Origin of the sequence: Oryzomonas rubra (genome assembly GCF_008369015.1) — a bacterium.
GTDB classification, from domain to species: domain Bacteria; phylum Desulfobacterota; class Desulfuromonadia; order Geobacterales; family Pseudopelobacteraceae; genus Oryzomonas; species Oryzomonas japonica.
The window spans coordinates 174,712-198,000 of the sequence record NZ_SRSD01000009.1; the positions used below are offsets into that span (position 1 = coordinate 174,712).

A 23,289-nucleotide genomic window follows, 5' to 3' on the forward strand; every position below is an offset into this window, starting at 1 on the left:
GAGGTTTCCCATGAAGGTAAGGCCGTTGTTTCAACTTACGTGCACGATTCTCATTCTTGCTGCAGCCGTGCTGTTCAGCAGAGCGTTGTGGAATAGATACATGAACTCCCCCTGGACCCGTGACGGAAGGGTTCGCGCCGACGTGATCAAGGTCGCGGCCGACGTGTCCGGCATGGTTGTGCATGTTGCGGTCAAGGACAACCAGTTGGTCCACAAGGGGGATCTCCTGTTTACCGTTGACCGGGAGCGCTACCGGCTGGCATGGGACAGGGCCAATGCCGTTCTTGCGGCCCGTAAAGCGGATATGTCGATGCGGCAGCAGGAAGCGCGGCGACGCGAGGGCTTGGAAAACGTCGTAGTTTCCACCGAAATCCTTGAAAATTCCAGGTCTCAGGCCGATTCCGCCGCGGCGCTGTATCAGGAGGCCCTGGTGATGGCGGAAACGGCAAAACTGAACCTCAACCGTACTGAAGTGCGCTCACCGGTGGAGGGCTACATCACGAACCTGAGCGTTCATCCCGGTGACTTTGCGACGGCAGGTGAGGCAAAGCTGGCCGTTATCGACAGGAATTCGTTCTGGGTCTACGGCTACTTCGAGGAGACCAAACTCCACCTGCTGCACCTGGGGGATCAGGTCGATATCCGTCTTCTGGGCAACGCGCCGGTTCTGAAAGGACATATCGAGAGCCTGGCCCGCGGCATCTCCGACCATGATAATCCCACGAGCCGCGAACTCCTCTCCGACGTAAATCCTGTTTTCAACTGGGTGCGGCTGGCACAGCGGCTCCCGGTACGGATCCGGCTCGATCCGCTTCCCGCGGGAGTTCAGATCGCAGCCGGCATGACCTGTACCGTCATCGTGTGCCCCACCCTTCCTCCTAAAAAGGCCGCATCGTCCCACTAGCATTCTGTTCGGATGACCCGGGCTCCGCTCATGGCGGCCAGTTTCCCCACCGGGAAACTGGCCGCGAAATTTCTGTATATTCATGGCAGGCCCTCCTTTGAGGAGCATGCGGCAACAACCGGATGACAAGGTAATAATCTCCCGTCAAAGGCCCCAATGACGGGAAAGCCTTCTCGTTATGACACCACGAGAAGGCTTTGGAATTCCGCATGAAGAAGGACCCGACGAACTGCGCTTTCAGCCCGGTTGCCGGACCAGTCCAAGAGGGGCGACGGTTCTGCCATAGACCTCGTTAATCACCTGCGCCAGTCCGGCGTACACGGCAGATATGCCGCAGAATATTCCTTCGCAGCCGGCAATGAATTTAATCATGTGATTTCCGGTCAGATCTCCGGCCGCGAGGAGAAAAAATAGTACCGTCAACGAACCGAACACGACCTGCATGGCCCTGTTCATTCGAAAGGTGCCGATAAAGAGAACACCGGTAAAAACGCCCCACATCACGAGGTAAGCGGTCATTGCTGAGTCGCCAGGCGCCGGTACACTTCCCGTCTTGGGCAGGATGATCAGGGCCACCAGGGTCAGCCAGAAAAGGCCGTAGGATGTAAATGCGGTCGCCCCAAAGGTGTTATTTTTCTTCCACTCCATAATGCCGACAATGATCTGGCCGAGGCCTCCGTAAAAGATGCCCATACTGAGTATCATGGAATCCATGGGAAACAGTCCCGCATTGTGCAGGTTAAGCAGAATGGTCGTCATGCCGAAGCCGAGCAGTCCGAGGGGGGCCGGATTTGCCGTAGTGTCGTTGATTGCAACAACGTTAGCAGCATCTTGCGTGTTTGCGGTCATATCAATGAGTCTCCCTTTATGTCGTTGTTGTGCGAAGTCCTGCTTGACCATCCATCCGTGCCCTGATCTTATTCACACAAATCTATTTTCACGTCCCAGTTCTTTATTTTCATGGTGCCGTTTTGGGCCAGATTCAGCTGCATCTTGAAGGCCTTATCCCACAACTGGGGTTCATGGCCGACTTTCCGTGCGATGCAGTCTTTGGTCGCAATCTCCAGGTACTCGGAGAGGATCGGCTTATAGTCGGGATGGGCGCATTTTTCGATGATGCGTTTTGCCCGCTCTTTCGGAGCCATCCCCCGTACATCGGCCAGTCCCTGCTCGGTTACCACACAGTCGAGATCATGTTCGGTGTGGTCGATATGGGAGCAGTGGGGCACAACGCAGGTGATACCGTTCGGATCGGTTTTTGATGGCCGGCTGGACGGGGTATGCATGATCTTCAGGAAACCGTTGCGCAGAAAATCGCCGGAACCGCCGATCCCGTTGATCATCCTGGTTCCGCCGACCAAGGTGGAGTTGGCGTGGGCGTAGATATCGATCTCCACCGGGGTATTCATGGCGATGACCCCCAGGCGCCGGATCGGTTCCGGTGCGTTGGAGACCGCAAGCGGCCGCAGGAGGATCTTCCCGGAATATTTATCCATGTTGGCAAAGAAGCGCGGGAAGCCTTCATCTTTTGAGAGGGAGAGCGAGCAGGATGAAGCGCAATCCAGCTTGCCCGAGTCGATCAGATCCAGCATGGTGTCCTGCAACACTTCGGTGTAGACACTGAGGTTGGTAAACGGCCCCTTGGCCAAGCCGCCGATAACCGCATTGGCGATGGACCCGACCCCGGACTGGAGCGGCAGGAGGTTCTTTGGCAGCCGCCCCGCCTTTACTTCGTGGGTAAAGAAGTCAATGATATGGTTTGCTATCGCCTCGGATGTCGTGTCCTGTTCGGAAAAGGCGCGCCCGTTGTCGCGATACCGTGATTCCACGACCGCAATGATCTTGGCCGGATCACACGGGACGTAGCTGGTGCCGATCCTTGAATCCGCCCTGGTGATATGGAGGACCTGACGGTGCGGGGGGGTGTTGCAGACGATGTTGTCATGCATGCCCTCAAAGGAGGGTTGCCCCAAATTGACCTCGACGATGATGCGATCACACGCCATGAGGATTTCCGGGATAACCCCGCCGGATGATGTCGGGACAAGCCCGCCATCTTCCGTGATGGCGGAGACCTCGATAATGGCCAGGTCCAACTTTCCGCTTTGAGTATCCTTGGTATAAAACCCATAGCCGAGATCCTGGGCAAACAGGGAGAGGTGCTTGTCGCCCATCCGGATACGCCCCTCATTGATGCCTGCCGCAATGTTCTTGCCGGTCTGGTAAGGCCAGCGGCGGTCAATCATATCGAGGGTTGCCCAGCGGTCCTCCGTTTCCGCACCGACGGATGCGCCGCTGAAGATACTAAACCGCATTTTACCCTGGAGATTGTTCTTCTCCACATGGTCCGCAAGGGCGATCGGTACCGCCTTGGGATAACCCGCCGGGGTGAAACCGGACCAGCCAAGACTCATCCCATCCTTAAAGAACTGAATGGTTTCCTCCGGTTTCATCACCCGGTCCAACAGCGATCTACAGCGAACCCGTTCTTGCAACGTCCCGTATTCAGACATGCCCCGCCTCCTGTTCTATTTTGATGTATACAACAAAGCAACTAATAAACTGTGGCTGAATTCAAGCAAATCAATATGCTGGTGCGTGGACGGGAATCCTCAATCTTCTGCTTGCGTGTTTGTTTTTCTGAGGCGATTGCCCGCCTGAAAAGGTTCCCCGCGGAGCTTTGATCAGCCATTGTCCGCATCCTTGGTCATCGCACTTTTGTGCCGTTCCTCAACGTTTATGCGTGCGGTTCTTATGTGGCGTCGCATAAGGAGGTCGGCAAGCTCGGAATCCCGCTCTTCGATTGCATCAACAATGCGACGATGCTCTTTCAAGGCCAGATAGGGCCTGGGACTCGCTGTGCTGAACTGATACCGGTACATGCGGATCAACTGGTAAAGACCGCCATCGAGGATGACGAGGAGCTTTTTGTTGCGGCTCCCCTGCAAAATCCGGTAATGGAAGTCAAGTTCTCCTTCTTTCTGATAATAGGAGAGCCCATGGTCCTCCTCGATACTCTTCTCATGCTCATCAAGAAGCCTTCTCAGCTCTCCGATTTCATCACCAGTCATGTTTTGGGCGGCGAGACTGCACGCCAACCCTCCCAGGACTTCACGGATCTGGTACGTATCAATCAGTTCCTCATAAGAAAGCGATATGACCCTTGCCCCATGGTTTGGCGACCGAACGATGAGATGCCGTTCTTCAAGGCGGCTCAAAGCTTCGCGTAAGGTCCCGCGACTGACACCATACGCCTTGGCCAGTTCCGGTTCTGAAATTTTGCTCCCCGCGGGGATCTCTCCCTTGATTATCGAATCCTGCAGCAGATCAAAAATACGATCGGTCAGGGGGGCCGATAACGGGCTCGTTTCGTTACTTAACACGGTCATGCTGTCGACACCTTTCTCTTTGAGGAGATACTATACCTCAAAAAACGTCTTATCAAGACAATTCTGTCGACACTTTTATTTTAAATAAAATATAGCTCCACAAACGTTACGCTCAGCAAAACTTTTTCGCCTGCCATTTCGAGTTCCGCATGCCCCCATGCAAGAAGAATCACCCAAGATCTGAACACCCGTTTCCACCCCCTCTCCCGTCATGAAACCTTCTGACGCATTACGAAATACAAGGGTATTTTGTTCACGGACGCTTGTGACGGGCGCGTCAAATAAACCTTATTCTTAGAATAAAATTGACATCGCCCCATGGAACTGGTAGAAAGGCCCAAATTTTAGAGATAGACGATAATACTTAACCATTCGCAAGGATGGGGCGGAAAGCCTATAGGGTCTTACTGAGACAGCCGGGTTGCCGAAATATCACAAAGATATTCGGCAACCCGGCTTTTTTTTGTCATCAAAACAGCACTGGAGGTCGAGTCAACACGAGGTGCACCTTTATAGGGCCGTAGTATGCCGGTTCGCGTCGGTGGCGGAAAACGGCATACAACTGCTTGGTGGTACACGATAATACTCAACCATCCGCGAGGATGGGGCGGAAAGCCTACAGGGTCTCACTGAGACAGCCGGGTTGCCGAAATTCACCTCTTTTTCGGCCCCGGTTTTTTTGTGTCCGGACCCGGACATTGCGGCCCCCTCCCAAGGGGAAGCTGTTGTCGGCATAACTTTTAGACCAGTGAGAAAGGTACCATATTACCCATGCGCCGAATCGTTGCCCCGTCACTCTTGCCCCAGTGGTTTCGCCTTATAGCTCTATGGTTATTCATCGTAGCTCTCCAGGGATGTGCGACGGTAAAAGCTCCCCAGGAGGACTCATGGCTTGCCCCGGACCATGTGGAAAAGGAGATCGAACGAAACAGGTTTCCGGTCGCCAAAGGGGACGATGTCATTGGTCGGCTGGCGGTCGTCAAACTTGAAAAGGGGGATACGCTGCCGGATATCGCCCGCCACTTCGGCTTGGGGCTCAATGCCGTCAGCGCCGCCAATCCGGGGGTGGATGTCTGGGCGCCCGAGGCCGGTGTGCGTACCATGTTACCCCTGAGTTTTATCCTGCCGAACGCTCCGAGAAAAGGCATTGTGGTCAATCTGGCCACCATGAGGCTCTTTCAGTATAAGGGGGATGGCACGTCGCCGGTGGTGGCCACCTACCCGGTCGGGGTCGGGACCAGAGAGCGACCCACGCCCCAAGGCCCCATGCGCGTGGAGCGCAAGGCAGCCCGGCCGACCTGGCATGTGCCCGCTTCGATTGCCGCGGATCATAGAAAAAAAGGGGACATCCTGCCCGCGGCAGTCCCGCCGGGGCCCCAGAACCCCTTGGGAGAATACGCGCTCTATCTCAGCAAATCGGGGTATCTGATCCACGGCACCAATAAGCCGGCCAGTATCGGCCTCAAGGCGACCAACGGCTGCATGAGGCTCTACCCGGAAAACATCAAGACGCTCTTCAGCGACACTCCGGTTTCTACACCGGTCGTCATTGTCAATCAGCCCTACCTCCTTGGCCAACGCAATGGCGTGCTGTACCTGGAAGCCCATACGCCCCAGGAAGACTCGGGCGCCGCAGAGTTGCAGAAAATCTATGAAAAATTGAAAGCCATTGAAAAAAAGTCGGCGCGCCCGCTCGACTGGGAAAAGATCAAGAAGGTACAGGCCGAAGCCAGGGGGATTCCGGTTCCCATCTTCGAAACGAGCCCAGGGAGTGAAGAAGGGATTCCCAAACTGGTGGAGGTCGAGCACCCGGCAAAACTGTACGGCAAGCCGGAACCGCCGGAGCTGAACATGGCAGCGTGGTATGTGCTGGCCGCCGATGTGCATGACGAGATCGACGCCCGGAGAATGGCCGCCATTATCAACCACCAGGGACCGCCGATCCCGGCGCAGGTTATACCAAAGAGCAACAGTTACCGTGTTATCGCCGGTCCCTTCAACACCGCCGGCGAGGCCAGGGAGGCGACCAGACGCCTGAAGCTTGATCTGGATATGGACGGTATCGTGATTGAGCCGGTCAGGAAGATGTGAATCGTGTTTATGGAGCAGGGCCCTGTTTTGAAGTCACACATTGAAACTGGGCAAACCAACGAAAGGGAGGTAATTAGAGATGAAAAAAAGTATTTTACTGGTGGCAATGATGTTTTTCCCCGCGATAACGTTGATGAGTTGTGCCACAACCGGTGACCTGGAGAAAATGCAGGCCCAGCAAAAACTGATTGATGCAAAGGCTGATCAGGCATTGCGGGATGCGCAGGCTGCCAAGGCGGCGGCCGATGCGGCCAAGTTAAATGCAGATGCCGCCGCAGCCCGCGCCGATGCTGCAACCAAGGAGGCTGAAGCACGGGAAAAGATCGCCGACGAGAAGGCAAAAAAAGCCGACGCGGTGTTCCAGAGATCCATGAGGAAATGAGTCGATTCCAGATGACTGCTTAGGATGATGAAGCGGCAGGGTCTCACCCCCCTGCCGCTTCATCATTCGCCATGTACGCGTATCGGGACAGGATGGTCCCGTTGCATCCGCCCGGGGGTGAAAAGATGGGGCAACCGAGAGCCTGCCAAATCATACGGTCTGATGGCTTCAGACGTTCTTCGGCATCTGGGGTCGGGAAACAGGGGGAGAGGAATGGACGCCTTTTCTTGTTCCTTGTCTGTATCGTACTGACGCCGATGCTCATGGTCGGATGCAGCGGCATGCAGGGAGGTTTTCACGACAAGGCCGCCTTCGAAGAGGCCAATGATCTCTTCAGCCAGGGGAAGTACCAGGCCTCTCTGAACAAATACGGACAGATGTTGGAAAAAGAGCCCACAGCGAGAGACCGGGTCCTGTTTGAAATGGGTGTCATTTATTCCCACCCCAAGAATGAACACAAGGATTATGCGAAATCCCTGGACTGTTTCCAAAAGCTCATCACGGGATATCCGGGGAGTGACTACCGGCCAAACAGCGAAATGATGGTCTTTACCATCAACAATGTTATTTTCAAGGACCGATTGATTGCCGAGCAGCAGGCACAAATCGGGGTTCTCCATCAAGAGGCAAAAGGCAAGGAGAATGAAGTAGCTACGCTGCACCAGCGGATAATGGCGCTCGAACAGAATGTTCTGGATTTTGCCACCCGGAAGAGATCGGTGGACAGGATCGTGATAGAAAAAAAAGAACGACGGCTGATGTTGATCTCAACGGGTGAGGTACTCAAAACCTACAAGATCGCCCTGGGGGGAAATCCGGATGGCCCCAAGGAACGGCAGGGGGATAACAAAACCCCCGAAGGGACCTACGTCATCGATGGGAAGAACAAGAACAGCCAGTACCACCAAGCCCTCCATGTCTCCTACCCAAACGAGCGGGACAAGAAACGGGCAAAGGAGCTGGGCGTTTCTCCGGGCGGCGACATCATGATCCACGGGATCAAGGCTGGTTTCTCGTGGGTTGGCGATCTTCAGGCAAACAAGGATTGGACGAAAGGGTGCATCGCCGTGACCGACGAGGAGATAGAGGAAATTTACAAGCTGGTGTCGCTCAATACAGTTGTCGAGATACGGCCGTAGGGGGCAGGGGCACGCCGTTCAATCGGATGGAATATCAGAAGCAAGCTATATCAGTTCGAAACACGGAAAGCATTACGCCCACTTTCCTTTGCCTTATACATGGCTTTATCTGCGGCATAACGTAGTGCATCATAATCTTGACCGTTTTGAGGACATATGGCAATACCTAAGCTACATGTAATTTCAAGTTTCTCTTTACCGCAGAAGATTGGTTCGGAAATATTTTTAAGAGTTTTTTCTGCTATTGCAGCTACATCTTCAACGGAGAGGATATCGTTAATCACTATGATAAACTCATCTCCACCATACCTTGCGACAGTATCAGTAGACCTAACCAGTGCTTTTATTCGTTTTGCCGTTTCGACCAAGACAGCATCACCAGCATCATGCCCAAGGCGGTCATTGATTTCTTTAAAATTATCAAGGTCAATGACAATTAATGCAGCCAATACGCCGTTACGGCGCCAACGGTTGATGGTCTGTTGCACATGATCTACCAATAGGTGGCGATTAGCCAATCCGGTCAGCTCATCATGCATGGCTAGATATTCAGCCTGTTCATGTCTCTCTGTTACAAGAGTAAGGTTTTGATAATGTCGCCTAATATTGCGTAAAATAAAATATGTTGTGCTTAAAATAAGCCCAATAACGACCAGCAGGTTAATATCTAATAACTCAGCCCAACTTAACTGGTGCTCAAAGTTTATTCTTACGGGTTGTGATGAAGATGACGATATAATACTACCTGTAAAATGTGGCAAAAACAGTCCATCAAACCATGATTTAATTTTGGCAGGGTGGTTAAAAATAATGTGAGATGTTGAAGTAGCATCATCAAATATTGTTGCAGAGATACCAACGTAACGGTCGACAATATCCGGTAGCAACTTATTTGTTTTAACTAACAACATGACAACCATGTCGTTCCCAAAGAAATTTAGCTCTAATGCAGAATTTTTATTCTCTGGTCGTTCTACTTTTTGAAGTAAAATATATGCTGAGCCTCCTTCCATCAGTTGAAATGGGGGGGTGGCAATTGGATGGTTTGATATATATGCCCTATTAAGTGCGGGTGAAAGATGAGGGACCGTATCTAGATTTACTCCATAGATTGAATCGGCAATCGGCAAATATGGGTACATAAAGATAATTGGCCATATATAATTTGACGATGGATTTACCCTGTCCGTTTTAGTAACTTCAGCAAAGTTGCGAAGCTTGAAGTCATTCCGCCATCCCTTGCGCATAGCTTTAACAAAATCATCTTGATTACTGCGTTTAACTTTTTTGGCAACCTCAATCATATATATATGTTTGTAGGGCAAAAGAGCAGCATTTGCATAACGGCAGGCAGAATATTTATCCTCTTTGTCTACGGCCTGTAGAAAAGCAGCAAATCCAGAGAGTACAGATTCGTTTGCAGCAAGCTTACGATCAACTTCTTCTGCCAGCAAATGAGCAGTATTCTTGAACTCATACTTACAATCATTAATTTTAGCATAAATGGCCAGCAATATTGCACAAATTCCAATTCCATAGCAGAGGTAAAGCCACGAAGACAAACGGTGGCATTTGATGTTACCTCTATACTCCTCTAACTTAAATTTGTGCATTTCATACCTGCTCATTCCCCGGATTCATTTCTAATCAGCGTTTTTTCTTCAGTTGTGATCATCTCCCCAGAGTAATTTTCCATAACGCAATATACTATTGTGATTTATGTTAACTTCCTCCTTCTACATCACTCGAACATCAATTTCAAATCAAATTCAAATTGTTAAAAAAATTAACATTTTTGATCAATTTCATATTCAGCTGTTTTCACATAACTAATATAGCAAACTATGTATCCAACCCCTTCGAATGTGTCGTTTTGATACAAAATTTTAATTTGATGCCATTTACATGAGATTTGGTAATTAGATTCCGATTCTGTTAAATAAGAATGGGTAAACATGCAAACAATCGGGGTGTCAAACCTACACATTTTACAAACCCAGTGCGGCCCCCATCTTTTTTACAAGCTTTCCCAGCTCCTTATCTCGGGGCGCAATAAAGGGGCAGGCACCGATCACTCTTCTGATCAGGCGATGGAAGCAGCCGTCGGCTGTCGCTCCGGCCGACCTTGGCATCCATCGCCATGTATCGCACCTTGTCCTCCGTCCCTTCACTTGTCCCTTCTACTCCATGAAAACGCATATTTCAATGCAATTTCAACATGTTAATAAATTTAACACAAACACGGCAAGCATCTATCGCCTTGTTTTAACACGAGAAACGGCACCCGAAACCTGTCCGGGCGCTGCCGTCTGTATCACTTTATACAAAAAAAGTTATGCGAGGCCGGGCGCAGGGGGACGTGCGGCGGCATTCCCGCAACGGGAAAAAGGAGGGACGAAAGAGGGCGACGGCAGGGCGAGGAGGAGTTCCATCCGAGGCGGCGTTAGTGCGGCACAAACAAAAAGGGCCTACAGAAATAATCTGTAGGCCCTTGTTTTGTTTGGCTCCCCAACCCGGACTCGAACCAGGGACAAGGTGGTTAACAGCCACCTGCTCTACCAACTGAGCTATTGGGGAATAGCGATGTAGAGCCGATTTTTTAGCATGGAATTATTGGCCGTGTCAACTCAAAATGTACGCAAAAAAATTACCGCTCGGAGGTCACGGCCAAAGCAATTGATATCATGTTATTTATCCCACTTGCCCCGCCCGGCTCATCCGCTCCGCTGTTCCTTGAAACGCTTCAGGCGGTAGAAGGATTCTCGTTCCCGCTCGCCGATATAGTGGGCGATTGCCTTGATCTCGCTTTGCAGGCCGGGGAGCACCCGCTCCTCCAGCACCCTGATTCGCCGCGTCACCCGGACCACCTCCTCCCCCAGCCGCTTCATGCGCACCTCGAAGGCGGCGATCTCCAGCATCTCCGCCACGATCTCCTCGAAGAGGCCGATGGCCTCCTCCAGGTGCGGCGTGGTGAAGCGGCAGTCGTAGCCCCGCTCGTCCGGGGGGCGGCGCACCTCCCCCTGGACCTGGATCTCCCGGTAACGGAGCCCCATGACGTTCCGCTCCCCCACCTCCACCCCCACATCCCGGGCAGTCCCCATGGGGAGGGACCCGACGAAATCGTCCCCTTCCAGGCCGCTGGCAAGCGCCATCTCGGTCAGGGCCCTGGTGTAGGCCTTTTTCACCTCGGCCCGGGACTGGAGGAAGGGGGTGGAGATGGCCAGGATCTCCCGGATCAGGGCCAGGCGGCGGGCCGTGAGGATGCCGACGCTGCCGGTCACGGAGCGGGCCTTTTCCTTGAGCAGCAGCAGGTTGGTGCGGGTCGGGTGGATCATGGCGGCTCCAAAGAGAAGCGTTTCAACAGGGCCAGGCCGGCGTCCAGGCTTGCGCCGATCCCCCGCCGGGCCTCGCCCTGGCCGATGACCTCGGCCTCGAAGGCGTCGGCGAAATCGAGCATCACCCGGTCCGCCTCCATCATCCCCTCCCGCCCCACCACCGCCTCCAGGCCGCGCACATAGCGCCCCTTGGCGTAGTGCCGGTACAGGGCGTCGGCGATCCGGCGATGGTCATCCCGCGTGTGGCCGGGGCCGATCCCGCGCTGCATGAGCCGGGACAGGCTGGGGAGCACGTCCACCGGCGGGAAGACGCCCCGCTGGTGCAACTCGCGGGAGAGCACGATCTGCCCCTCGGTGATGTAGCCGGTCAGGTCCGGGATCGGGTGGGTGATGTCGTCCTCCGGCATGGTCACCACCGGCAGCATGGTGACCGACCCGGCCGTTCCCTGTATCCGCCCGGCCCGTTCGTACAGGGAGGCCAGGTCGGAGTACATGTAGCCGGGATAGCCCCGGCGGCCGGGGAGTTCCTCCCGGGCCGTGGAGACCTCCCGCAGGGCGTCGCAGTAGTTGGTGATGTCGGTCACCACCACCAGCACGTCCATGCCGCAGGAAAAGGCCAGGTACTCGGCGCAGGCCAGGCCGAAGCGGGGGGCCAGGAGCCGCTCCACCACCGGCTCGTCGGCCCGGTTCACGAAGGCCACGAACCCGGTGCGCATCTCCTGGAGCGCGTCCATGTAAAAGGAGTAGTCGTGGTGGGTCAGCCCCAGGGCCACGAACACCACCACGAATTCGCCACCGCCCGCCAGGCGCGCGTTGCGCAGGATGCCGGCCGCCACCTCCCGGGAGGGAAGCCCGGCGCAGGAGAAGATGGGGAGCTTCTGCCCCTTGACCAGGGTGTTGAGGGTGTCGATGGCGGTAAAGCCGGTTTCGATGAACTCCTCGGGGCAGGCCCGGGCCGTGGGGTTGATGGGGAGGCCGTTCACCCCGCCCCACTGTTCGGGGATAAACAGGGGGAGGCCGTCGATGGGTTCAAAGGAGCCGTTGAAGACCCGCCCCACCATTGAACGGGCAAGGGGCGCGCGGCGGACCGCGTCGCTGAAGATCACCTCGGCCCCCAGGTCGATGCCCGCGGTCTCCCCGAACACCTGGATCAGCACGGTCCGGCCGGAGATCTTCAACACCTCGCCGGCCACGGCCGTGCCGTCCGGGTAGATGATCCGCACCATCTCCCCCATGCGGCAGTTCACGACCCCTTCCACGAAGAGGAGCGGCCCCCCCACGGAGGCGACGGTGCGGTATCGATGTTCGCTCAGTCTCATAGCCACCTCGTGTCGTCTGGGACGATTACGCCCCGCCCGCCAGCGCCTCGTCCAGGGAAAGCCCCTGCTTGAGGCCGGCCTCGGCCCGGTCGTGCAACGCCAGGATGGCACCCATCTTTGCCGCCGTCCGTTCCGGGGCGCAAAAAGCGTCGTCGCCGTAGGCGTTCTGGCAGAGAAACTCGTTCCTGATCCGCTCCGTGGTCATCATCAGGAGCCGGTCCCCATCCTGCAACCCCTCGGCCCCCACGATCTCCGCCACCTCCCGCAGGGTCTCCTCCCGCTGCAACAACTCCCGGCAGCGCTGCTGCATCTCTCCCCAGGCCGGGGCTACCTGGGCCGTGAAGTGCCCCGTCACCCCGGCGGCGTAGAGGGAATAGCTCTGGGCCCAGTTGATGGCCGGATAATGGCGGCTGTGGGCCAGGGCGGCATCCAGCATCAGGAACACGCCGGTGGTGCGGAGGCAGGCCTGGGTGACCGGCTCGGAGAAGTCCCCCCCCGGCGGGGAGACGGAGAGGATCATGGTGAGGGAGCCGATGGCGCCGTTCAGGGTCTCCACCGCCCCGGCGCGCTCGAAAAAGGCCGCCAGCCGGGACGAGAGATAGGTGGGATACCCCTCCTCGCCCGGCATCTCCTCCAGGGAGGAGGAGATCTCCCGCAGCGCCTCGCCCCAGCGGGAGATGCTGTCGGCCAGGAGCAGCACGTGCAGCCCCAGGTCCCGGTAGTATTCCGCAATGGTGACGGCTGTGTAGATGGACGCCTCCCGGGCGGCCACCGGCATGTTGGAGGTGTTGACCACCACGATGGTGCGGGACAGGAGCGAAGCGCCGGTGTGTTGATCCTTCAGGGTGCGGAACTCCTCCAGCAGTTCGGCCATCTCGTTGCCCCGCTCGCCGCACCCCACGTACACCACCAGGTCCGCGTCGGCGAACTTGGCGATGGTCTGCTCCAGGATGGTCTTGCCGGTGCCGAAGCCGCCCGGAAAGATGGCGGTGCCGCCCCGCACCAGGGGGAAGAGGAAATCAATGACCCGCTGGCCGGTGACGAGCGGCAGCACCGGGGGGAGCTTGCGCCGGAAGGGGCGCGGCCGGCGCACCGGCCATTTCTGGAGGGCAAAGATCCCGCTCCCGTTCTCATAGCGGGCCACCGGCTCCGCCAGGGTGCACCTCCCCGACCGCACCTCCCCCAGCCTGCCGGGTACCGGGGCGGTTATCAGGTGGACGAACGCCCCCTCCCGGATGCGCCCGATGACCTCGCCAGCCCCTACCTCGTCCCCGGCCTTCCGGTCCGGCTCGAATCGCCATTCCGCGGCGGTGTCCAGGGGAGGGATGTCCCGGCAGGGCCGGATAAAGGGGCCCACTGCGGCGCGCACCCGTTCCAGGGGCCGTTGCAGGCCATCGTACATGGTGGAGACCAGCCCCGGCCCGAGGGTGACGGTGAGCTGCCCCCCGGTCCCCACGACCGGTTCCCCTACCCCCAGTCCCAGGGTATTCTCGTAGACCTGGACGACGGCCTGTTCCCCCTCCAGCCGCACCACCTCGCCCACCAGCCCGGCATGGCCCACCAGGACCATGTCGCACAGCTTCACGCCGCCGATCTTTGCGGTGACCGTGGGGCCTGATATGCCGGTGATGCGTCCGTCCATGGTGAGGTCCTTTTCAGTGAGGATAGCTACTCCGGTCTTATGAAACCTATAGGTCCCGCTCCTGCCCCTACCGCTGCAAGCGCACATGATAGCCGATTGCCTTCCTGATGATACGCAGGGCGTAGTCTTCCTCGCTCTCCGCCCCCTTCTGCTCCGGCGCCGGGAGAACCACCAGCACCCCGGGCCACCGGGCGCCCATCTCCTTGAAGCGCTCCTCGCTCATGCCCGGCAACAGCCGTTCGTCCACCACCGCCACCCTGGTCTCCGGGTCGGCCAGCACGCTGCGCAACGCCTCCTCGACCCCGGCGACGGTGGTCGTGTGCTGCTGGAAACCGGCCAGGGCGAAGCCGGGTCGGGCATCCCCGGGGGTGATGAAGACGATCTTCTTCACAGCACCATCTCCCTTCCCAGGGTCTCGCGCTCCAGGTCAGCGCCGTGGAGGAGCAGGGACAGGTTGCGCGTCTCGGTCAAACGCCGCCAGAGGTAGTCCAGGATCAGGCCGACCCCGTCCGGCTCCCGCCCCTGTCGGCGGAGGGTCAAGCCGAGCCGGGCCGCCAGGAGCGGGACCAGCTCGGCGGCGGTGGGGTCCAGCTCCATCCCCAGCACGCGGGCAGTGAGACGGCGCGCCGACCTCCCCTCCCGATCGCGGGCCGCCTCCCGGAGGAGCGCCACACCGATACTCCCCCCCGCCACAAAACCGGACTCCCCCATCCTCCAGCGCAGTTGCTTGGCCAGGGCGACGAGATTCTCCAGGTCGATGAGCCGGGTCACAAACCGAGCTACAGCGGGATGGAGACGACGAGCGGCCGCGTGTTCCAAGCAGGCATCCACCAGCCGTTCCTCGCACCCCCGCATCCCCTGGTGCCGCAGGATCTCCGGCAAGGTTCGCCCCGCGTCCGGCCAAAACGACGCGTGCGCCCCCACCCCGGCCAGGATTGCCGGCAGATCCTCCCCTTCGCAGAGAAGCCTTTTTACCGGGGCGCAGAGCAGGCTGAAGCGGAGCAGGTCCTCCAGGGTGCGTCCCTCTTCCCCCCGGAACCGGAGGCGCAGCGCCATGAAAAGGGTGCGCAGTTCCAGGGTGAGAAAGAACGGCTCGAAGATCCCCTGGAGGCTTTGCCCCATCTGGCGGTGGACCCAGGCGAACTCCCGCTGGAGACCGCCCCACAGCCCCCCGTCCGCCCCCCCCTCCGGGGCCTGGCGATAGGGGGACGGGGGGAGGGAGGCCAGGGGTTCGGCCGCGGCCAGCACCCGCTGCCAGTCCGCCACCAGGTAGGCACGCCGCCCCATGATACGCGCCAGGAGGTAGGGGAGCGGCACGCCGCTCCCGCCATGTTCGACCAGGAGCCTCATGGGTCACACCGTGGGCAGGACCGCCGCCACCACCTGGGAGGCGAGCTCGGGCCAGCACCGTTCCAGCCGCTTCTCGAAGGTATTGTCGATGGTGAGCCGCCCCCCCTCCCCCGCAACCCTCAGGCCGCCGGAGATGGCACTGTCGGGTTCTATGCGAGCGCCGGGAAAGTGCCGCCGGGCCAGGGCTACGTCGGCCGGATTGACCCACACCGTTTCCCAGGCGCAGGGGAGGAGTTCCCCGACCAGGCTGGCGAAATGCGTTGCATACTCTTCATCACGCAGTTCGGGCAACGAGGCCCGGGCCACGGCGTACAACCGCTCGGCCAGGGAGCTTTCGGCATGCAGCCTGATCCGCTCGGCCCGGCGCCGCCCCTCGGCCGCCAGCTTGCCGGCCGCAGCGGCAACGGCGTCCGCCCGGCGGCGGGCGTAGTCGTCCCGCAGCGCCTGCAGCTCCAAGGCGGCATCCCCCCTGATCCGGTCGGCCTCCGCTCCCGCCGTCCGCCGGATGGCCGCGACCCGTTCCTCACCATCCCGCCGCAACGATGCGACAAGCTCATGGTATCCCATGGCGCTCCCCCTTAGCAGGCTGTTGAAAAATTCAGGTTGTTCAAAAATAGTCAGATCGTCGCACCCGCAGAATGCCCTGAGGAGGCGTAGCAGCGCTACGCCGCACGAAAGGGCTTTCGAGGACGGCGGCCTGATGGCTGTTTTTCAACAACCACTTAGAGATAGAGAATCATGGCGGCGACCACGAAGCCGAGTATAACCATGGTTTCGGGGATGGCCAGCAGGATGATGATCGTTCCCGACAGCTCGGGCTTCTCGGCCAGGGTGCCGGCGCCGGCCGAGCCGATCCGGGACTGGGCCCACCCGGTAGCGATGGCGCAGAGTCCCACGGCAAGGGCAGCGGCAAAACCGAGCAATACCTTTTCCATTTTTCCTTCCCTCCTTTCGAACGGGGAACCCCGCTGACCGTCCGGACGACGGCTATCCGGGCGGCTTTTTGAACGGCTCGAACCTCCGGCCGCCATAGACGATGAACTTGTCGAAAAATTCCACGTAATGAAGCCGCAGGCTATGGATGGTGGGGGAGAAGATTCCCAGGGCGATATTGATCAGGTGGAGCAGGCCGCCCGCCACGGCGCCGGTCAGCACATCTCCGGTCAGCCCCGCGAACCGGTTCGCCACCTGGGCGATCAGCACCGAGGCGAGCCCGATGGCCATGATCCGGGCGTAGGAGACGATATTGCCGATGTTCTTCATCATCTCCAGCGGCGCCAGGAGTCCGCCGGTCAGGAGCATGAGCGGGATGGCGACAAGCACGGCCGCGTTGAGCCCCCTTCGGACCGGGGGGGGAAACGGGCTGAACAGGGAGACGGCCAGGGCCGCGAGACAGAGCAGGAGCAGGATGTTCACGAGCTTTGCCAGGGATTCCCTGACCAAGCGCCTTCGCAGGGTCGACCAGAAGCCGAGACAGAGGCCAAGGGTGACGTGGACGACGCCGATGGAGAGGGAAAATGCCAGCATCGGCATGATCGAGCGACTACGTTCGATGACACAGGTCTGTTCCAGAAGCCGCCATCCCCCGGCCGTCCCGCCGAAGCATTCGCCGTACAGAAAGCCGAACACCACGGCATAGCAGGAGGAGACCAGCAGGATCAGGGCGGCATCGCGCAGGTCGCGCCGCGTGCGGAACAGCTTCAGCATGACCAGAGCAGCGATCATGAGCAGCAGGCCGTACCCCACATCCCCCAGGATCATGCCGAAGAAGATCGGGAAGAAGATGCCGATGAAGGGGGTCGGGTCGTATGAGCGGTACGAGGGGAGCGGCAGGATGCGCGTAAAGAGTTCGAAGGGGCGGAAATAAGGGGGATTCCTGATGGCGATGGGGATGGCCTCCATCTCCTCTTCCAGGGCCTCCTGCTCCTCCACCACCACCCGCCCCTGGAACTCCCCGTTCAGGGCGGAGCGGAGCCGGGGCACGTCCGGCGAGGGCATCCAGCCGTGGATGAAGAAGCAGAGGTCGGTCTTGTGGATGGCCGCGGTGGTGGTGAGCAGCGCCAGGCGGTCCGACAGCCACTCCCGCACGCACTGATAGGTGGGCCACCAGCGGGAGGCGAAGCGCTGCAGTTCGGCGTTCACCCGGTCGAGTTCCCCCCCGATGTCGTTGATCCGGCGGCGCACCGTGCGCACCTTGTCCGGGAACGGGAGCTGGCTCAGGGAGGGCGGGAAGGCCAACTCCGGGATGCGTTCCCCATTCAGCACGTCCCGAACCTTGGCCCCCAGTTCGACCGGCAGGGTGATGAGCACGATGATCGCCCCCTCCGGGCCGCTGGTCGTGACGAATTCAAAGGTGTCGCCCGTCAGGCGTGCGATCAACTGGTAGAGGTGATCCACCGCCTCGCTGTTTTTCAGGGACACGCCGATGAAATCGAGCCCGGTCCCCTCCCCGGCCGTCTTGAAGAGCGGTTCCAGGGCGTCGAGGAAGGCGGTCTGCCGGAGCAGTTCCCCCCGTTCCCCCTCCAGGGCGTCCCGCCGGCGGCAGAGCCCGCTGCACAGGAGTGTGTGCTTGTCCACCACCTCGGCCACGATCCCCACGGCGCTGTGCGGCTCAAGGTAGCTGCACCGGGTGGGCAGCTTGGGAAGGAAGCCGGCCAACTGGTCGATCTTTGCCAGGAGGTCGTCGAAGTACAACCGTTCCGCCAGGGTCTTCTTATCCAGCCGGACCGACCGGAACGCCTTTTCATCCTCCCGGTCCACAAAGCCGTGCATCTCCTGTTCCACCTGGAACAGCCCCAGGGCCCGGACACGGTCCAGCACCGGGAGCAGAAGCTCCATCGGCCCGATGATCTCAACCTTGGACATGGCGACGATCATGTCATTCACCCGGTAGTATGGTCCTGATCCCCTGGTGCACCCACCCCGCAAGCAGGTCGTCCCCAAGCCCGGCCAGCCGCCCGGCCCTGGCCTCGGCCTCCGTCACGGCGGCATCGGCCTGCCGGCGCGCCTCGCCCGTCTCCACGGCCGCGACCCCGGCGGCCAACTCCTCCCGCAGTCGGGCCTCCTCCCCTGCCGCCAGATCCGCACATTCCCGGCGCAGGGCGGCCAGATCGCCATCCGTCCGTTGCTGCTCGGCGGCGACCATCTCCCGGATCTCCCGCTCCACCTCAAATACCGTGTTCAGGATTTCCTGTTCCATGACGGTTCCCCTGCGGGGACATCATCCCCTCCATGACGCCCCGGCGGCAATCGCGGCGCACGGTGAATATTCAACCACCGGGGCGGTGCTCCGCCAGGTCCTTTTTCTGCTGAGCCAGCATCTTGCACAGCACGGCGGCGATCTCCTCCCCGTCGTCATCAAGACACCCGAGAAAACGTGGGTGGAGACGGTGCCCCGCCGCCACGGTCTCCGCCTCCCGGTCGGGCAGGACCAGAACGGTGCGGCAATCGTGCAGTATCCCCTTCATCTGCCGCAGAGCGGCAAGCTCGTTCAGGGAACCGACGATCAGCACAGCCACCACCGGTTCCCCGGACGGGCACCGGAACCGGCTGACCAAGTCGTCCATGGCGCTGAAGACCTCGGTTTCAGGCACGGTTCGGGTCACGGCGTTGCGGATGTGGTCGCCGACCCCGTCCCGTGCGAACAGGAGTATCTGCATGGCGTTACGATCCTTTCACCCTGGCGGCATCATGCCCTGGCCACGGCCGGGGCCGCCTTGGACGGCTTCACATGGGCAATATCGCGATGCATGTGGGGGTTGGGGAGCACCGGCAAAAACTTGATCAACACCTGGTACCCCAGGATTTCGATGGATACGATGCCGACCGAGATCATCAACTCCGCGAAGGAGGGGAAATAGCGCCACCCGGTGCCCGGGATGAACCCGATCAGGTAGACGTTGAAACGGTACAGGGCGCCGCCCAGGAGCATCATGGCGGCGGTGGCGAAGAGCCAGCGCGGCGACCGCCACCGTTTACTCTCGAAGAGGAGCAGGGAGCCGCCGGCCAGGAGCAGGAACTCCAGCAGGAAGAACAGGGAGTACTTGTCCCCCTTGAAGATGAGGGCCACCTGGTCGCGCTGGATGAGGTCGCCCAACCGCACCGACAGCCAGACAACGGCAAGCCAGGGGATGATGTGGGCCAACCCGGACAACTCATCTACTTCGTACTCCCGCTTGAGCAGGTAGGAGGAGACCAGGGATTCCAGGATCACGATGGCATACCCCATGTACATGCAGTTGATCAGAAAGAGCAGCGGCAGGAAGCCGGTATGCCAGAGCGGGTGTAGCTTGGTTGGGGCGATCAGCATCAGGGAGCCGAGGGACGACTGGTGCATGGTCGGCAGGACGAGGCCGAGCGCCACGATAAAGATCAGGATGTTGTTGAACTTGGGATGAAACCAGGCTGTGGCCGAGTGAACCCATCCCACGGTCGTCCGCACCAGGGCCTCGTCCTGGGGGGTGTGGCGCGGATGGAAGTGGTAGATGGCCTTCTGGAGCCATTTCAGCTTGCTGTGCTCCAGGACGCAGAGGAGGGAGGGGAAGAACTCGATGATCTGCACCACGCAGTACCCCATGATGCAGAGGGCCACCTCGAACATGGCCGAATTGGGCTGCCAGCGGGACGGCATGAAGAACCCATAGGCGTTCCAAGGGCGGCCGATGTCCACCATGACCGAGAAGCCGGCCAGGCAGTAGCCGAACAGGCTGGTCAGGATGGCGGAGCGGATGAGCGGATGGTACTGCCAGCGGTTGCGGATATACACCAGGATGGCGACGGCATAACCGCCGCAGGCGATGGCGGTGCCGGTGGCCACGTCGTAGGCGATCCAGATCCCCCAGGGATAGCCGTCGCTCAGGTTGGAAACCGCCCCGATCCCCTTGACGAACCTGAGGATGATGAAGTAGCCCCCCACCAGGGAGAGTACCAGGAAGAAATAGAAGGGCTTGGTCAGGATCGGGCTGTGCACCCGGACGAATTCCTTGCTGTGTTCGTGCTCCCTCATGGTCATTCCTCCTCTTCCTGGATACCCTTGCTCTCCCGTTTTTTCCGGTTCCTGAGCGCGATGATGCAGAGCATGCCGTAGAGCGCGACCGGGGCGATGAACCCCCTGTAGATGGTCTGTTGGATACGTTCGGAGAATTCGGCCGGCGCCTCGGCCGGCAGCCGGGGGAGGCCGAGCCTGGGGAACGGCACCCCAGCCAGGTAGAGATGATTGGTTCCCCCCACCTCATGCTCGCCGTAGATGTAGTTGACGTACCGGCCGCCATTGGCGTCGATCCTGCCACGCGCATCCCGCAACAGGTCGCCGCGCCTGCCGAAGGTTATGGCCCCCACGGGGCAGACCTCGGCGCAGGCCGGTATCCCCTTGCCCCGCAGGTTGGTGTTGCGGCACAAGTCGCATTTGACAATCTGGGGGGCCTTCCGTTCCCACTGAAAACGGGGGATGCTGAAGGGACAGGCGATCTGGCAGTAGCGGCAGCCGATGCACTTGTTCTTGTCGTAATCCACGATGCCGGTCGCCTTGTCCTTGGTCATGGCGCTGACCGGGCAGACCGACACGCAGGAAGGCTCCTGGCAGTGCATGCAGGAGTACTTGATGTACGACCAGCGGTTTTGCGGCCCCTTGTACAGCTTGATCAGGGTCCGGGTGTTGCCCGACAGGTCGGCCGGCGCATCCCACAATTTATCCTGATCGAACGGGGCCCGCTCGTAGGCGAGGCCGCCTGAGTCGCGGTTGACCCGCTTGCAGGCCGCCATGCACGCCTTGCACCCCACGCAGCGCGTGGCGTCGTAGAGCATGCCCAGTTCGTCATTGTTGACGGCCCGCTTCCCCTGGGCGGCGGCGCACGGCCGGCCGGCCAGAAGCCCGGCGCCGGTTGCCCCGAGCAGCTTGAGAAATTGTCTTCTGCTGGTCGTTCTCATGACTCTCGACCTCCCTTTTGCAGCCAGAACGGAAATTACTTGGCCGTTGACGGCTCGCTCTCCTCCGGTTCCTCCTCCTTCTCCCACCCGGTCCACATGGTCCTGATCTCGGAGAACGGGGTGGGGCCAAGAGTCGTCAGATAGAAATGGAAGAAGGTGAAGGCGCACAGGCAACAGGCGGTAAAGAAGTGCAGCCCGTCGATCAGCTTGATCCCCCCCAGCAGGAACAGCATGTTCCGCAGGGGCTGGATATCCAGCAGCAGGAAGCCGGTGACGATAACCAGCGGCATGAAGACGAGCATGATCACCAGATAGGCCGTCTTCTGGAGCGCGTTGAATTTGTTCTCCGGGGTGGCGTGGAAGGGATTCGGCTTGCCGCGGAAGTAGTTGAAGGCATAGAAGATCGCCTGCCGGATGAGCCCGTGCCTCACCTCGTCGCCGGTGGGGAAGTAAATCCTGCCGATGGCGTGGGAGATGACGACATAATAGAGAATCCAGTACACCATGGAGAGCGCCACCACGATCCCGGCCACGTTATGCAGCGTCACCGCAGCCCGGTAGCTTCCGAACAGGTTGACGACCTCGGGAAAGCGGATCTGCACCCCGGTGACGCAGAGGGTGACGATACTGAGGGCGTGAATCCAGTGCCAGATCCTGACCGGTGTCGGCTGCAGGTAGACGATGACCTCATGGGCGGCCTGGTCGTGGTTGTGCTCCCGCTTCCTGCGGGTCAGGAAACGTATGAACCCGTGTCCCAGGGGTATGACGATCCCACAGGCGATGATGAGGCCGCCTATGATGCTGACCCCCTTGCTGCGGGTCGCTCCGGTCATATAGAAGTCGGGGGTGCCGTAGAGGACATCCAGGATCGCTCCCTTTTCAACGGCTACGCGGCTGTAGACTCCATTCTTGCCGGGGAAGGATACGAAGCTGGTCTGCAACCCCTTGGTCCCGGAGACGTGGCAGAAGGTGCAATCCCAGCGATTATCCAGAATCTGGTAGCTGTGGGTCATCACCTCGGGCATCATCATGCCCCGCAGGCGCATCCCGTCGTCACGAGCTTTTTTGTTGAATTTCCGCAACTCCAAGAGCGAGATGTAATTGTCGCCGTTGGTATCCACCAGGGAGGCGATGCCGCTCTCGCCGGTCAGCCGCGCGAGTTCGTCGTAGGTCGCCAGGCGGAAAGCGCCCTTCTGGTCCTCCTTCTCCACAAACAGGTTGATGTAATACCCTTTTGACCCGGTATGGCAGGTGATGCACGGCATGGCATGCAGGTGCCGTCCCGCCTGGGGGAGCCATTTTTCATGGCTTTTCAGGGTCGCCGGAGGCAAGTGGCAACGGGAGCAGACGGCGTTGATCTCCACCCCCGACACATCGGCCGGTTTCCGCGCCCGGTGCGGGTTGTGGCAGTCGGCGCAGGCGGCGTTCCTGCCGTGCAGGCTTTGGGCGTACTCCTTGGCAACCGCGCCGTGGCATTCCTTGCAGGTGGCGTGTGAGGGCTTGGTCCCGTCTTCGGGATGCCTGCCGGTCACGCTGTCGTGGCATGAGGTGCAGCCGACGACCTTGTGGCTGGTGTCGGCGAATTTCAGCGGATCGACATAGAGGCGGGCGCCACCCTGCTGGATGATGGACTGCTCGCCGTGGCATTCGAGGCATTCGCTGTTGTCCCGCGCGCCGAAGGAGGCGGGCGCAAAGAGCAGCGTTGCCAGTACCACCAGGAAACATCCCCGTGCCATGCCCGTGCCGTTGGTTCCCATAGCCCCTCCGCATGTTGCCGTGATCCGTTTGTTGCGGCAGCCCCCACACACTGCAC

General features: G+C 59.4%; 21 protein-coding genes, 1 tRNA gene and 2 riboswitches. Of the genes, 4 read left to right on the forward strand and 18 right to left on the reverse strand.

The features are described 5' to 3' along the window. The first annotated feature begins 100 nt into the window (after positions 1–100). A complete protein-coding gene (locus ET418_RS14720) occupies positions 101–904 on the forward strand; it encodes an efflux RND transporter periplasmic adaptor subunit (protein ID WP_246153113.1) in 804 nt (267 codons plus the stop codon). A 237-nt stretch (positions 905–1,141) separates the two neighbouring features. On the opposite strand, the gene ET418_RS14725 is transcribed toward ET418_RS14720, so the two are convergent. From ET418_RS14725 to ET418_RS14735, 3 genes are all read right to left on the reverse strand, one after another. After that, the gene (locus ET418_RS14725) at positions 1,142–1,753 is read right to left on the reverse strand and encodes an acetate uptake transporter (RefSeq protein ID WP_149308826.1); all 612 of its coding nucleotides are present in this window, start codon (positions 1,751–1,753) and stop codon (positions 1,142–1,144) included. Positions 1,754–1,821: 68 nt separating this feature from the next. Further along, entirely contained in the window at positions 1,822–3,417 is a 1,596-nt protein-coding gene (locus tag ET418_RS14730; protein ID WP_149308828.1) for an acetyl-CoA hydrolase/transferase C-terminal domain-containing protein, read from the reverse strand. 171 nt (positions 3,418–3,588) lie between these two features. Next, the gene (locus tag ET418_RS14735) at positions 3,589–4,293 is read right to left on the reverse strand and encodes a GntR family transcriptional regulator (RefSeq protein ID WP_149308830.1); all 705 of its coding nucleotides are present in this window, start codon (positions 4,291–4,293) and stop codon (positions 3,589–3,591) included. A 352-nt stretch (positions 4,294–4,645) separates the two neighbouring features. Beyond that, positions 4,646–4,722, forward strand: a riboswitch (cyclic di-GMP riboswitch). A gap of 145 nt (positions 4,723–4,867) precedes the next feature. Further along, positions 4,868–4,944: riboswitch (cyclic di-GMP riboswitch) on the forward strand. Between the two features lie 120 nt (positions 4,945–5,064). Between ET418_RS14735 and ET418_RS14740 the strand changes: the two genes are divergently transcribed. The 3 genes from ET418_RS14740 (at position 5,065) to ET418_RS14750 (ending at position 7,905) form a co-directional block, all read left to right on the forward strand. Then, a complete protein-coding gene (locus tag ET418_RS14740) occupies positions 5,065–6,384 on the forward strand; it encodes a L,D-transpeptidase family protein (protein ID WP_149308832.1) in 1,320 nt (439 codons plus the stop codon). Between the two features lie 79 nt (positions 6,385–6,463). Next, positions 6,464–6,766: an Lpp/OprI family alanine-zipper lipoprotein gene (locus tag ET418_RS14745; RefSeq protein WP_149308834.1), complete on the forward strand. Its 303-nt coding sequence runs from the start codon at positions 6,464–6,466 to the stop codon at positions 6,764–6,766. Between the two features lie 227 nt (positions 6,767–6,993). Beyond that, positions 6,994–7,905 (forward strand): L,D-transpeptidase family protein, encoded by a 912-nt coding sequence (locus tag ET418_RS14750; RefSeq protein ID WP_246153114.1) that lies wholly within the window; start codon positions 6,994–6,996, stop codon positions 7,903–7,905. Between the two features lie 50 nt (positions 7,906–7,955). On the opposite strand, the gene ET418_RS14755 is transcribed toward ET418_RS14750, so the two are convergent. From ET418_RS14755 to ET418_RS18455, 15 genes are all read right to left on the reverse strand, one after another. Then, positions 7,956–9,518 carry a sensor domain-containing diguanylate cyclase gene (locus ET418_RS14755; protein ID WP_188055600.1) on the reverse strand — a complete coding sequence of 521 codons (1,563 nt, stop codon included), beginning with the start codon at positions 9,516–9,518 and terminating at the stop codon, positions 7,956–7,958. An 888-nt stretch (positions 9,519–10,406) separates the two neighbouring features. Continuing rightward, a tRNA-Asn gene (locus ET418_RS14760) sits at positions 10,407–10,482 on the reverse strand. Between the two features lie 137 nt (positions 10,483–10,619). Next, on the reverse strand, positions 10,620–11,240 hold the full coding sequence (locus ET418_RS14765) for a V-type ATP synthase subunit D (protein ID WP_149308840.1): 621 nt from the start codon (positions 11,238–11,240) through the stop codon (positions 10,620–10,622). Next, positions 11,237–12,559: a V-type ATP synthase subunit B gene (locus ET418_RS14770; protein ID WP_149308842.1), complete on the reverse strand. Its 1,323-nt coding sequence runs from the start codon at positions 12,557–12,559 to the stop codon at positions 11,237–11,239. The genes ET418_RS14765 and ET418_RS14770 overlap by 4 nt, the downstream gene beginning before the upstream one ends. Before the next feature lie 25 nt (positions 12,560–12,584). Further along, positions 12,585–14,201: a V-type ATP synthase subunit A gene (locus ET418_RS14775; RefSeq protein ID WP_149308844.1), complete on the reverse strand. Its 1,617-nt coding sequence runs from the start codon at positions 14,199–14,201 to the stop codon at positions 12,585–12,587. A 67-nt stretch (positions 14,202–14,268) separates the two neighbouring features. Then, complete coding sequence (locus tag ET418_RS14780; protein ID WP_149308846.1) at positions 14,269–14,592, reverse strand: V-type ATP synthase subunit F; 324 nt, start codon at positions 14,590–14,592, stop codon at positions 14,269–14,271. Then, positions 14,589–15,551: a V-type ATPase subunit gene (locus tag ET418_RS14785; RefSeq protein ID WP_149308848.1), complete on the reverse strand. Its 963-nt coding sequence runs from the start codon at positions 15,549–15,551 to the stop codon at positions 14,589–14,591. Before ET418_RS14785 ends, ET418_RS14780 begins: the two co-directional genes overlap by 4 nt. 3 nt (positions 15,552–15,554) lie before the next feature. Further along, positions 15,555–16,118, reverse strand: coding sequence for a V-type ATP synthase subunit E (locus ET418_RS14790; protein WP_149308850.1), 564 nt, complete (start codon positions 16,116–16,118; stop codon positions 15,555–15,557). Positions 16,119–16,273: 155 nt separating this feature from the next. Next, complete coding sequence (locus ET418_RS14795; RefSeq protein ID WP_149209253.1) at positions 16,274–16,486, reverse strand: ATPase; 213 nt, start codon at positions 16,484–16,486, stop codon at positions 16,274–16,276. Between the two features lie 52 nt (positions 16,487–16,538). After that, positions 16,539–18,428 carry a V-type ATP synthase subunit I gene (locus ET418_RS14800; protein WP_246153115.1) on the reverse strand — a complete coding sequence of 630 codons (1,890 nt, stop codon included), beginning with the start codon at positions 18,426–18,428 and terminating at the stop codon, positions 16,539–16,541. Position 18,429: 1 nt separating this feature from the next. Continuing rightward, positions 18,430–18,750, reverse strand: coding sequence for a hypothetical protein (locus ET418_RS14805; RefSeq protein WP_149308852.1), 321 nt, complete (start codon positions 18,748–18,750; stop codon positions 18,430–18,432). A gap of 70 nt (positions 18,751–18,820) precedes the next feature. Next, positions 18,821–19,210, reverse strand: coding sequence for a hypothetical protein (locus tag ET418_RS14810; protein ID WP_149308854.1), 390 nt, complete (start codon positions 19,208–19,210; stop codon positions 18,821–18,823). Positions 19,211–19,239: 29 nt separating this feature from the next. After that, the gene (gene hybB / locus ET418_RS14815; protein WP_149308856.1) at positions 19,240–20,556 is read right to left on the reverse strand and encodes a Ni/Fe-hydrogenase cytochrome b subunit; all 1,317 of its coding nucleotides are present in this window, start codon (positions 20,554–20,556) and stop codon (positions 19,240–19,242) included. Between the two features lie 2 nt (positions 20,557–20,558). Beyond that, positions 20,559–21,476: a hydrogenase 2 operon protein HybA gene (hybA, locus tag ET418_RS14820; protein ID WP_149308858.1), complete on the reverse strand. Its 918-nt coding sequence runs from the start codon at positions 21,474–21,476 to the stop codon at positions 20,559–20,561. Between the two features lie 35 nt (positions 21,477–21,511). Then, a complete protein-coding gene (locus ET418_RS18455) occupies positions 21,512–23,233 on the reverse strand; it encodes a cytochrome b/b6 domain-containing protein (RefSeq protein ID WP_246153116.1) in 1,722 nt (573 codons plus the stop codon). Positions 23,234–23,289: the final 56 nt, after the last annotated feature.